This window comes from Shewanella sp. Arc9-LZ (assembly GCF_010092445.1).
Taxonomy (GTDB): domain Bacteria; phylum Pseudomonadota; class Gammaproteobacteria; order Enterobacterales; family Shewanellaceae; genus Shewanella.
The window spans coordinates 2,666,986-2,680,294 of sequence record NZ_CP048031.1; the positions used below are offsets into that span (position 1 = coordinate 2,666,986).

The window sequence follows — 13,309 nt, forward strand, 5'->3', positions numbered from 1 at the left end:
ATTATTTTTTAGTGTATATAAACTTATTTTTTGATGCATATCGCTTTCGTGCACAAAGATTTTTGTTGCGAAGATACGAATAAAAATTCATCTTACGGCAATTATAATGAGTTAATCATGTTCGTCACAGTTTTGCAGCATGCAGACACCTTTTGTGACATAAAAATAGTGAATCGATCAACTACTTGTAGCCTAGAAACCGATTTTTAGTTACATAGCCGTGTCCATAATAATCAACAGAGGTCTTAACGATGCCTTCAACACATATCCGACTACTGCTTAATGGTAAAAAAGCCGCCAATGTCGACATCAGACAATCGGTTATCGCTTTACGTGAAAAGGGCCATACTGTTGATGTGCGGGTCTCTTGGGAAAGTGCCGATATGTTGCGTTTTATGACGGAAGCAATAGCCGATAATGTCGGCAGAGTGGTTATTGGAGGCGGTGATGGCTCACTTAATGAGGCTGTTAATGCCCTGATGCAACTGCCACAACAGGATCATATGCTCGAAATAGCCGTGCTGCCATTAGGCACGGCAAATGATTTCGCCACTGCGTGTGGCATTAGCAATAATATTCACTCCACTTTGGAACTGGCGATTCATGGTGACAGCTACCCTATTGATATCATCAGAGCCAACAATAATTATTTTATTAATGCGGCTGTCGCCGGTTTTGGCGCGCAAGTGACTGCAGAAACACCAACAGAGTTAAAAGATTTTCTGGGCGGCGGGGCTTATACCTTAATAGGATTGGCAAAAGCATTAGGCTTTAAGCCTTATCAAGGCAGTATTACCACCGATAAAGGCACGTTCGATGGCGATATTCTGGTAGGCGCCATTTGCAATAATAAGCAAGCTGGCGGCGGACAAATGCTGGCGCCCAATGCGTTAATTGATGATGGCTTGATGGATATCACCCTGCTGAAGTCATTTTCAACCTTTGATATCCCGGTGGTGATAGAAGAAATACAAGCCATGAGTCATGAAGCCAGGTTTTGTTATCATTTTCAAACCCGTTGGCTAGAAATTGATTTCCCTATCAAGTTACCGCTTAATTTAGATGGCGAACCCTATCCAACAGAGCAAATGCGTTTTGAAGTACTCCCAAAAGCCATTCAGTTTGTGTTACCGCCAGACTGTCCATGCCTTGAGAAATCCACACAAAAAAGCGGAAAGTAAATTCCGCTTTAATCGCCGATACAACAACTGAGTTAATCGTTTATTTAATCAGTTTAGATATTCCAGGGATTAGGTTTATTACCTTTCGGCGAGGCTGGCGCTTTAGCTGTTTTGGTTTTTCTAAAGTCAGCTGAAGCCGTTTTCGATTTGCCTAAACTCAGCGTAGGTCGGTCTGTCGTTGAGGTTGATTTATGCTGACGATTTTTTGGGATAAAATTCAACACCGAAATAGGAATAGGCTTAGATGGTTCAAAACCGACTATTTCTTTGCGTTCAATTAAATGCCCCAAACGACTTTCAATCATACACAGGTTTTTAAAGTCATCATTGGACACAAAAGAAATAGCGACACCAGCAGCACCCGCACGACCGGTTCGACCAATACGATGAATGTAGTCATCGGCCGGATAAGGCAAGTCATAATTGATTACACGAGATAAATCGTCAATATCAATACCACGCGCCGCAATACCGGTGGCTACTAGGTATTTAATGTTACCCGATTTAAAATCAGCTAAAATTTGTTCACGCACCGGCTGGCTGCGGCCACTGTGAATACACTCAGCAGCAATATCACGCTTTTCAAGCTGACTGACTAATTTAGCGGCACCTTGCTTAGTTTCGATAAAGATTAGCGCTTGATTCCACTCTTCGGTTTTAATTAAATGACTTAATAAAGCTGATTTTTTATCTTTATCAACCGTCGTTAACCACTGCTCGATTTTCGGTGCTGAATCGCGATCAGCAATCACCGAAATTTCCACAGGACGCTTAATGGCCGTTTTCGCTAACGCACGCACTTGGTTTGATAATGTCGCGGAAAACAATAAACTCTGACGTTCAGAAGGTAATTTATCGATGATTTTATTAATATCTTCGATAAAGCCCATGTCGAGCATTCTATCGGCTTCATCAAGCACCAACACTTCAACTTCATCAAAGTGCACAGCACGTTGGGTATATAAGTCAAGTAAACGTCCTGGTGTCGCCACCAAAATATCCACACCATCAATTAAGGCTTGTTTTTGCGGCTTCTCATCAACCCCACCATAAATGGCGATAGAGGTTAACGATAAATGCTTGGCGTACTGCACTACGTTGGCGTGAACTTGCACTGCGAGTTCGCGAGTTGGGGTTAAAATCAACGCTCGAATACGTTTTGCACGCTGGGTTTCAGTGTCGGCTAAGCGTTCTAATATTGGTAATACAAAGCTTGCGGTTTTACCGGTGCCCGTTTGCGCCGCGGCAAGCAGGTTCTTACCCTTTAAAATAACCGGAATAGTCTGTTGTTGAATCGGTGTCGGCTGACTGTATCCCACTTCATGTAGGGCATTGACAATCGTGTCGCGTAATCCAAGTGTCGAAAAAGGCATGAAAGTGGGTCTCAGTAGTAAAACAAGAATAAAGCATTATAGAGGCTACGCATAACAAGCGCTAACACCTCGTTAATATAAAGTCATACTAGACAACGGCGAGACGAAGCATCAGCCAAATTGTCAGTATTGTATTAAAACACAAATGAAAAAAGACGTCCGAAGACGTCTTTTTTCATAATATGGCGGTGAGCGAGAGATTCGAACTCTCGTTAGGGATAAACCTAAACACACTTTCCAGGCGTGCGCCTTCAGCCACTCAGCCAGCTCACCAATTTGTGACTGACTTTTTATCCATACTATTAAAAGACATCAGATAAAAAGGCAGTACTTAATATTTAATTCTGTTGAGTAGGATAATTACCTCTCAACAATACAAAACCACTTAATACTAACCGCGGCAGTGCTAATCGAGGCGTACTTTACGCAAATGATGATAGCGGGTCAAGCTAAAAATCCCCACTATCAAGCGTTTGCACAAATGCACAGCAACTAGCAAGCTAACTAACCTATTAAGGTAGGGAAAAGTCCTTTAACACCCGCGGCGATCACTTCAATGCCTAAAGACAACATCAGTAAACCCATTAGACGAGTAATAACGTTAATGCCAGTTTTACCTAATAGTTTAAACAGCATTGGCGCCATACGAAATAAACCCCAACTAACAAGACCTAAGATAATAATGGTTAAAAACATACCAATGTAGTTGGTTATTTGGTGATGCTCCGCCGCAAACACAATCACCGCACTAATGGCACCAGGACCAGCCATTAATGGCAAAGCTAAAGGGACAACCGCAACAGACTCCATACCTGAAGACTCACGGTCTTCTTCTTGGTTGCGTTTCACTTCACTGATTTTACCTTGCAGCATCGACATGGCAATAATACAAATCAAGCTACCACCGGCAATACGAAAAGCCGATAATGAAATACTGAACATACTAAGAATGTAATGCCCTGCTATTGCCGTCACCAATAAAATGACCACTACGGCAAAGTTTGCCACCCGGTTGGTATGTCTACGCTCAACTTCAGTTTGATGGCTGGTTAAGCTAACAAAAACAGGTAATAACCCTACTGGGTTAATAATGGCTAATAGTCCTAGAAAGAACTTGATATAAAGCATGAAATCCACTTGGTATAACCCTCTTGATATTACCTGTATTGAAGCTCGATTCTGAGGGCGCTAATGTAGCTGAAACATTGCCATTCCCCAAATGAAATTTTTTATATTTGATAGACCGTTTTACAATACAAAAACTAATGCAACGTCTATTATTTGTGTTTTTACATCATAATGACAGTTAACGTAAACACGCACTTTTAGTTATTTTATTTCACTATACAGTTCTAATTAGCATCAATATGATGATTTAACCTACAACATAACTTAAAATCTTGTTTGTCTGTGGTTAACCTACATATTATTCAACAAAATAAGAATAGCCTTATGATGAAAAATACTAACGATAGCGGAGTTTTTATTTCTCCTAAAAGTATACATTTAGCCGGTCAGTTTATTTTGACAGTATGTAAGTGTATTTTTTAGGTAAACTGTATATATCGATTCCAGCATCACCTTGACTAATGAATAACTCATTACCTCTGGTAAAACTGCGATTGGCTTGACCCACAATATCCGAAGCTACAATAGCTTAGGCACAAAAAAGAGATGTTGCCAGTGGCAACATCTCTTTTAATTAACTCTGAAAGTAACTCTGCTGTGAAGATCAGGCCATTATTTCAATACTGACCTGCGTAAACCCTCTACAGAGAAACTACACACTATTTAACCTGAACTCGGGATAAGAGACAAATATATGATTATAAAGATCATAGTCTTATACGTTAACAACTCTCAAACTTGTCATTTGTTTTACGAACAAGGCGAATTGACGCGTCAATAGCGGGTCTATTGCAAGTTAATTCAACAACGTTAGCAAGGCAAAGAGCTGTTTGAGAGACGTTTGTTATCCCAATTTCAGGTTATTTAGCTGTCCAACGATCCATCCAGCCTAGTACATTCTTGTACCATAGCTGTAGGTTATCTTGATTTAAGATCCAGTGATTCTCATCTGGAAATACCAATAGCTCTGAAGGAATACCTTTACGCTGCATAAAGGTAAATGCAGCAAGACCTTGGCCATAAGGTACACGGTAGTCTTTTTCACCATGGATGACGAGCATCGGCGTTTTCCAGTTTTCAACATAGTTTACTGGGTTAAACTTTTCATATAGCTCTTTGTTTTGATCGTATGGGCCACCGAATTCATATTCAGGGAACCATAATTCTTCTGTAACGTAATACATAGAACGCATATCAAACAAACCAGCATGGTCGACTAAACACTTGAAGCCATCGTTCCATTTACCTTGGAACCAGTTCATCATATAGCCACCGTAAGAACCGCCCAGTGCACATGCATTGTTAGCATCTAACCAAGGTTGCTGCGCGGTAACTGCTGCCATGCCTTTTTTAAGATCTTCAAGCGGTTTTCCGCCCCAATCCTTGCCAATAGAGTCGGTAAACGCTTGACCATATCCAGTAGAACCATGGAAGTCGACCATCACTACGCCATAGCCTGCACCCGCCCATAACTGAGCATTCCAGCGGCTGCTGAAACTGTTACCAAATGAGCCTTGTGGGCCACCGTGTACCAGGTAAGCTATTGGGTATTTTTTACCTTCTTCATAGTTAACAGGTTTGATCCAATAACCATGAACAGTTTCGTCATTCCAACCTTTAAAGTTGAACTGTTCAAAATCACCAAACTTAATGTCAGCTAATTTTTCACTGTTGACGTTGGTTAGCTGTTTAAGTTGTTCACCTTCTAGTGACACACTGAATAAATCGCCAGGTTCAACTAATGATGACTTCTGGAAAATAAGACGATTACTGGTCACAGCCACTAGGCTGTTGCTGCCTTGGTTGTAAATAGGACGCACATCACCAAACTGAGTGTTCACTTCAAAAATGGTCACTTGCCCAAGATCTTGTGCTGTCACATACAAAGTACGACCATCGGCACTAAAATTTAATGAACTCGCACTGCGATCCCACAATGGTGCGACTTCTTTTTCCTGACCTGTAACATTGTCACGTAACATAATGCGGGAGCGATCAGCTTCGTAACCCGCCTTGGTCATGGCTAAATAAGCAAGATAACGGCCATCGGCAGAGAACGTTGGCTGGGCATCCCATGCTTGGTTATCTGGGGTTAAGTTAACCGTTTCACCGCCAGCTACAGGCACTTGCCATAAATCGTAGTTAGTAGTCCAAGCTTGATCACGGCTCGGCGCTTTCGCGCTATAAACAACGTACTTACCGTCTGCAGTAAAGGTGACTTCTTCCATACCAGAAAATGGCTTAGGCGGTGTTTCAGTGTCACGGCCCGCTGTTACGTTTGTTGCTGTGGTAATTTTGTTGCCATTAAGCGAGGCGACAAACAAATGATTACGTGCATGATCTTCCCAAGTGTCCCAATGACGTACCATCAACTGCTTGTATTGACGCCCGGTGCTTTTACGTTCAGCTTCGGCAGTAAACTTGTCTTTTGAACACGCTAAGTCTTTACACTCTGGAAATACCCGCAGCGTCATAACAACTTGCTTACCGTCGTTAGACAATTTGTAGCCATTGATATCTAACGGTAAATCAGTAACCGCGATAGCTTCTCCGCCATCAAGGGCCAATTGATACAATTGACTGGTGCCGGAGCGCGTGGCGAGGAAATAAATCGATTTTCCATCTGGCGAAAAGCTGACATCGTGTTCAGTACCGGCTGCCGAGGTAAGTTGCTTTGGCTTAGCATTTTTATCGTTCAAATCGAGAAGATAAAGATCTGAGTTGCCCTCGCCTTTATCATCAACCACTTTTACGCCGTACACCATGGTTTTACCATCATTTGATACGGCCGCTGAATGCAACTTATTTAAGTTAACCAGTTGCTGAACATTAAAAGCTGCGGGCTCTGCCGCAGACACTGATGTTGCCATACCAGCAGCAACCAGTGCGAATAATACAGAAGACTTTTTCATTGTTATCATGTCTCAGTTGTTTAAATAAAACGTATTACGTTTAGGCCACAAATACAGCCAATATCAAACGTAATCATAAAATGTATATTGCAGACTAACCAAAGCAAAACGCTCAGGCAACAAGCCTTTTGTAAAAAGCTGTAAACCCGAGCGTTTAATCACATTGACACTTATCGCTTATGTCTAAGCACAATGTTATCGATGGCTTACTTATTAGCTTTACTGTTAGCGATGTTAATTTTCCAAATCGCTGGGCCAGTTTCGTGCGCATTAACACCATTGGTATCAACCGCCACGGTCACAGGCATGTCTTGCACATCAAATTCGTAAATCGCTTCCATGCCTAAATCTTCAAATGCGACAACACGTGATTTCTTAATCGCTTTCGACACTAGGTATGCCGCGCCGCCAACAGCCATTAAATACACTGCTTTGTGCTTTTTAATTGAAGCAACCGTTTCAGGACCACGCTCAGACTTACCAATCATGCCCATTAGGCCTGTTTGGTCTAACATCATGTCAGTGAACTTATCCATACGGGTTGCCGTTGTTGGGCCTGCAGGGCCAACCACTTCATCACCGACTGGGTCTACTGGGCCAACGTAATAAATAAACTTACCGGTAAAATCGACACCTGCTGGTAAACCTTCACCAGACTCAAGCAACATTTGAATCCTTTTATGGGCCGCATCGCGGCCAGTCAGCATTTTACCGTTGAGTAATAAGGTATCACCACTCTTCCAAGTTTCGATTTCAGCTTGAGTGACCGTATCTAAATTGACACGGTGAGTGTTTTCTCCCGCTTCACGAGTAATTTCAGGCCAATCAGACAAAGATGGTGGTACTAAATCGACTGGACCAGTGCCATCTAAATGAAAATGCACATGGCGCGTTGCTGCGCAGTTAGGGATCATCACCACCGGTTTAGACGCTGCATGAGTCGGTACAGATTTAATTTTAACATCTAATACTGTAGTGAGTCCGCCCAACCCTTGAGCGCCTATGCCTAAATTATTTGCGCGTTCAAAAATGTCTAAACGAAGCTTTTCTTCTGTGGTCTCTGCACCACGAGCCATCAACTCATGAATATCAACAGGGTCCATTAATGATTCTTTGGCCAGAACGGCCGCTTTCTCAGCAGTACCACCGATACCTATGCCTAACATACCCGGTGGACACCAGCCCGCGCCCATTGTTGGTAATGTTTTTTCTACCCAAGCGGCGATATCGTCTGACGGATTAAGCATGGCCATTTTGGATTTATTTTCCGACCCACCACCTTTGGCTGCAATCATCACTTCTATTTGATTACCAGCAACCATATCAATATGAACCACTGATGGTGTGTTGTCTTTGGTATTTTTACGCGCACCGGCAGGGTCTGACACTATTGATGCACGTAATGGATTATCTGGATTGGTATAAGCACGACGTACACCTTCATCGACCATTTCTTGAACTGTCATGTCAGTTTTATCCCACTGAACAGACATACCAATTTTAACAAAGGTGGTGACAATTCCAGTGTCTTGGCATAAAGGGCGTTTGCCTTCGGCTGACATACGGGAGTTAATCAGAATTTGGGCAATGGCGTCTTTAGCGGCAGCGCTTTCTTCACGCTCGTAAGCTTTGGTCATTGCATCAACAAAGTCTTTGGGATGGTAATACGAGATGTATTGCAGAGAATCAGCAATACTTTCAATAAAGTCAGCTTGTTTAATCACGACAGCTTGACTAGATATAGGTGAATGAGTTGTAGAGTGAGATGTGGTATTCGTCGACATATGGGGTGCTCCAGCAGCCATTGCGGCCTAACATGGTTATCGTTTTTATTAGAATCGATTTAATATTAACTATTAAGACCAATATGATACTCTTTCCATCCTTTTTGGGCTACATCACATTTTAGATAAGGGTTATCGATGTCTGCGCGGGCAAAAAACGCACTCTTCATGCAAAAACTGGACTGGAAAATAAACACAAAGCAGCTATTTTCACTGGTAAACCACCAGCCATGGGCGATATTACTCGACTCAGCCAATGCTCCGCACCAAGATGCCAAATTCGACATCATCGGCTTTAATCCTATTGCAACGTTAACCAGCAGCGATGGCATCAGTCGATTTAGTGCCAAAGACTCGGTCATCAAAGCACTCAATATTAAAATAGATCGCCACGCCAACCCCTTTAACACATTAGCTGAACTGCAAGCGCGGTTATATCCTTCAGCGCAAGACAGCCAACATCCATTTAGTGTCGGAGCCCTGGGCGCATTTGGCTATGACCTGGGCCGAAATATTGAAAAGCTGCCACAAATTTCCATTAAAGATATTCATCTTGATGATATGAATATTGGTTTTTATGATTTTTCACTCGTCTACAGTTACGTTGATAAATCTTGGTATGCTTACCATTATGATGGATCTGAAGCGTTAAAAGTTGAGTTGAATTTAATTGAATCTAAAATACAAAAATCAGCCAGTAACGCGATAACATCAAGGCCTTTCAGATTAACTACGGCTTGGAGTAATCAGATAGACAGTCAGCAGTATCAACATAAATTTGCTCAAGTGCAGCAGTATTTATTGAGTGGTGATTGTTATCAAATCAATTTAACCCAACGATTTGAAGCTCAATATCAAGGAGATGAATGGCAAGCTTATTGTGCTTTATCCCTTGCAAACCAAGCGCCTTTTTCGGCATTTATGCGAGTTGATAACCACTGCATGTTATCTATCTCACCAGAACGTTTTATTAAACTTAACGATCAATATATCGAAACTAAACCCATTAAAGGTACCATGCCGCGCCATCATGATCCCATTTTGGATCAACAAGCCGCTAGCGCATTAATCACTTCCGAGAAAGACCGCGCCGAAAATGTGATGATTGTTGACCTGCTCAGAAACGATATCGGTAAAGTCGCTGCCCCAGGCTCGGTTAAAGTGCCTAGGTTATTCGCCATTGAAAGCTTTCCTGCGGTGCATCATCTAGTTAGTACGGTTACCGCCACACTTGCACCACACAAAACAGCATTCGATTTACTTAACGCCGCCTTTCCTGGAGGGTCAATTACCGGTGCGCCAAAAATCCGCGCAATGGAAATCATTGAAGAATTAGAACCGTCCAGACGTAACCTTTATTGCGGCAGCATCGGCTATATAAGCCAAAATGGAAACATGGACACCAGTATTACTATTCGTACTTTGGTCACTGAAAATAATCACATTTACTGCTGGGCAGGTGGTGGTATTGTTGCCGACTCCAATGGCGCTGCGGAGTATCAAGAAAGCTTTGATAAAGTCAGTAAAATATTACCTTTGTTGGCGAATCTAAATCAGCAACAAACAACGGTCGACAATCATTAATATACTGACGCTTCCCACTGGAGTGGATGATTGCGAGTAGATGATTGCGTGTAAAGAATAGTCGTTAGTAAGATTGTCACCAGCAGAATGGCGGTAATAGCATTAATTCAATGGTGCAAGCGCTTAGACGAGTTAAAAGTGAATAGTTGCTTATCTAAGTGGATAAGCCATGAAAGTACTCAAGCTAGGTTTATCTTACTCACAGCGCCCATATTGAGTACGCTTGTTAACTTCAGTTAATGAATTCTAGGCTCAGATTATCTTTTGTTATCAAAGGTCAGCAACCTTAATGCTTTCTAGACATCATCGATTTTAATAACATTACCTTATGCTTGAATCTGTTTTTTAATCCGTGTTTTTAAACCATTATTTATAATATTCACTCAAATTATCTCCAAGCATGAACGATCGCTCAAAAACATATTGAGCATTCGTTCAAAACCTGCTTAAATACACTTCTTACTTATTAAGGAGTTCACATGATTAAATTTTATTTCCATCCAGGCCCTAACCCAATGAAAATTGCTCTGTTCCTCGAAGAAACAGGCCTTGAGTTTGAACTCGTGCCAGTGGATACCTTAAAAGGTGAGCAACATAGCGCTGAATTTAAAGCGATTAACCCAAACAGTAAAACACCCGCCATTGAAGATAACGGCGTGCGTGTATTCGATTCTAATGCCATTCTTTTATACCTTGCTGACAAAACCGGTCAATTAGCTGCAACCCCGGACAATCGTGGTGAGCTTCTGTCGTGGTTAATGTTCGTCGCCACTGGTTTAGGCCCTTATTCTGGTCAATGTGTCCATTTCACTCACCATGCACCAGAGAAAATAGATTACGCAACAAACCGTTATCAACGTGAAACTCAGCGCCATTACCAAGTACTTGACGCACATCTTGATAACCGTGAGTTTATCGTCGGTGATGAATTGAGCATTGTCGATATTGCTGCATGGGGTTGGGTTGATAAAATCGGCTATGTATTAGGCCAAGATGCCCTTGCCACTTACCCGAATGTTCAACGCTGGTTTAACAGCATCAACAACCGTCCTGCAGTTGAACGCGCCAGAAACATGGGTAAAGACATTCAATTTAAAGCAGAATTTGATGAAGACGCAAAACGTGCGTTTTTCCCACAAAATTATGTTATCTAAGCAAAATAGATTTTAATCGCGTTATTTAAATCGCGTTATAAAAGGCTTGTGGATGATATCCATAAGCCTTTTTTGTATTGCCTATGTAACGCCACTCTTGCTGTAACGCCACTGTGCACACTATAGGTTTCTATCTATACAATGTTTTTAAGTTTATATATAAAGCTTTAAAGTTGATTTACACGGTTTTTAGGTTTGATTTTTAGCTGCAACTGGTTGTTTATAAGCTAATGATCGCGTTTATGCATGTAGATTAAGCGTATAAATCATGAATACAATTTGTTATTTTTATCCACTTTGACACGAATTTACTTGTTCTTGCGGCGGTATTTTCCTACTGTTATTGAAAATGATTATCAATGAGGTTACTCATGAATACCCATCTTCAACATCAAATCAACCAATGGCTCAATAACGATCCCGACCCACACACCCGCTCACAACTGCAAACGTTAATTGATAACGGTAATGAAACAGAACTAGCGGCACGCTTTGCGGGTCGTTTAGCATTTGGCACTGCAGGGCTTAGAGGCGAAGTGGGCGTTGGGCCTATGGCAATGAACCGTTTGGTTATCCGCCAAACTACTGCCGGTCTGGGGGCTTACTTACTCGAGCAAATCGACAATGCTGCCGAGCGTGGTGTCGTGATAGGTTACGATGGTCGTCATGATTCCTTTACCTTTGCCCATGATGCCGCAAGTGTATTAACCGCTATGGGCATTAACGTGCATTTAACCTATAAGGTTGCCGCCACGCCGTTAGTCGCTTTTGGGGTAAAACATCTTAACGCTGCGGCTGGCATTGTGGTTACCGCAAGTCATAACCCACCACAATACAATGGCTATAAAGTCTATTGGGAAAATGGCGCACAAATTATTCCTCCTCACGACACAGGCATAGCCGCCCAAATTACTCGGGCTGCCACTCTGACTATTCCCTTTTTAGCACTAGACGATGCTATCTCACAAGATAAGCTTACTTGGTTACAAGACGATTTCTATCAAGCCTATCGCCAAGGAATTCGTGAAGCTAAAGAGCTGCAATACCACAGCGGACAAGACAAGGTCAGTTTAGCTTACACCGCAATGCACGGTGTTGGTGCCGACATGGCTGAAACGGTATTAAATGATGCTGGTTTTACCCAAGTGTATTCAGTGGCGGCTCAACGTGAACCTGATGGCGACTTTCCTACGGTAAACTTTCCAAATCCTGAAGAAAAAGGCGCAATGGATTTGGTGATTGCAGAAGCCAAAAAGCACCATGCTACACTTGCTTGTGCCAACGACCCTGATGCTGACCGCTTTGCTGTTGCCGCTCGCACTGAAAATGGCGACTACCAAATGTTGACAGGCGATCAAGTTGGAGTGTTATTTGGTCATTACTTACTCAGCCATGCGCCTAGAAATCAGCAACTTACTGGCACTACTATCGTGTCCTCAAGCCTGTTGTCTAAAATTGCCACTGAGTTTGGTAGCCAAAGCTATACCACTCTTACCGGCTTTAAGTGGTTAATGAATGTCGGTATTGCCAAGCACCAAGCTGACAATCAGTTCTTATTCGCTTATGAAGAGGCACTCGGTTACACCATTGGTAACTTAGTGTGGGATAAAGATGGATTATCGGCATTAGTGGCCTTTGCCCAACTGACTGCAGAACTTGCAGATAATGGACAAACCATTTGGGATAAACTCGAGCAGATTTATCGCCAACATGGATTTCACCTTAATAAACAAGTGAGTATTGCCCTTAATGCTGACACGCCAAATATTGGTGCCTATTTACGCGAACATCCACCCGTGAAAATTGGTGAGTATGCGGTGATCTCGACCGACGATTTAAAAAGTCTACAGCGCACTGACGCCGATGGCAGCAAACAAGCCATTGATTTACCTAGCAGCGATGTGTTGATTTATGCCTTAGAAGGTGGCGCTCGAGTCATTGTTCGCCCGTCGGGTACTGAACCTAAAATTAAATGTTATTACGAAGTGGTTGAAACCATGACAAGCTCGGACACTTGGGCATCGGCACAAACTCGTGCAGAGGATGCCATGGCGACCTTCATTACATCGCACCAAACGAGCTTACCCAGCTAGCGGCTCATAAAGCGATTAAGTCTCATTAACAATACTTAAGCCTCATTAACAAAATAAATGTTAAACGCCTGTTACTAGTAGCAGGCGTTTGTTTATGGCT

The 13,309-nt window shown here is 42.4% G+C and carries 8 protein-coding genes and 1 tRNA gene; 4 read left to right on the forward strand and 5 right to left on the reverse strand.

Annotated features, from left to right (window positions below; translation table 11 throughout):
* The first annotated feature begins 251 nt into the window (after positions 1–251).
* Positions 252–1,181: a lipid kinase YegS gene (gene yegS / locus GUY17_RS11440; RefSeq protein WP_162023234.1), complete on the forward strand. Its 930-nt coding sequence runs from the start codon at positions 252–254 to the stop codon at positions 1,179–1,181.
* Between the two features lie 53 nt (positions 1,182–1,234).
* Here the strand turns inward: yegS and GUY17_RS11445 are convergent, their stop codons facing one another.
* From GUY17_RS11445 to GUY17_RS11465, 5 genes are all read right to left on the reverse strand, one after another.
* Positions 1,235–2,554, reverse strand: a complete 1,320-nt coding sequence (locus tag GUY17_RS11445; RefSeq protein ID WP_162023235.1) for a DEAD/DEAH box helicase — start codon at positions 2,552–2,554, stop codon at positions 1,235–1,237.
* Between the two features lie 183 nt (positions 2,555–2,737).
* Positions 2,738–2,827 (reverse strand) — tRNA-Ser (locus GUY17_RS11450).
* A 231-nt stretch (positions 2,828–3,058) separates the two neighbouring features.
* Positions 3,059–3,691: a YchE family NAAT transporter gene (locus GUY17_RS11455; RefSeq protein WP_101087058.1), complete on the reverse strand. Its 633-nt coding sequence runs from the start codon at positions 3,689–3,691 to the stop codon at positions 3,059–3,061.
* A gap of 851 nt (positions 3,692–4,542) precedes the next feature.
* Positions 4,543–6,594 carry a S9 family peptidase gene (locus GUY17_RS11460; RefSeq protein WP_162023236.1) on the reverse strand — a complete coding sequence of 684 codons (2,052 nt, stop codon included), beginning with the start codon at positions 6,592–6,594 and terminating at the stop codon, positions 4,543–4,545.
* A gap of 206 nt (positions 6,595–6,800) precedes the next feature.
* Complete coding sequence (locus tag GUY17_RS11465) at positions 6,801–8,378, reverse strand: fumarate hydratase (RefSeq protein WP_101087056.1); 1,578 nt, start codon at positions 8,376–8,378, stop codon at positions 6,801–6,803.
* Positions 8,379–8,516: 138 nt separating this feature from the next.
* Here GUY17_RS11465 and pabB point away from each other — a divergent pair, with 138 nt between their 5' ends.
* The 3 genes from pabB (at position 8,517) to GUY17_RS11480 (ending at position 13,209) form a co-directional block, all read left to right on the forward strand.
* Complete coding sequence (gene pabB, locus GUY17_RS11470; protein ID WP_162023237.1) at positions 8,517–9,962, forward strand: aminodeoxychorismate synthase component I; 1,446 nt, start codon at positions 8,517–8,519, stop codon at positions 9,960–9,962.
* A 479-nt stretch (positions 9,963–10,441) separates the two neighbouring features.
* Entirely contained in the window at positions 10,442–11,116 is a 675-nt protein-coding gene (locus GUY17_RS11475) for a glutathione S-transferase family protein (RefSeq protein WP_162023238.1), read from the forward strand.
* Positions 11,117–11,487: 371 nt separating this feature from the next.
* Positions 11,488–13,209: a phospho-sugar mutase gene (locus tag GUY17_RS11480; protein WP_162023239.1), complete on the forward strand. Its 1,722-nt coding sequence runs from the start codon at positions 11,488–11,490 to the stop codon at positions 13,207–13,209.
* The last annotated feature ends 100 nt before the right edge of the window (positions 13,210–13,309 follow it).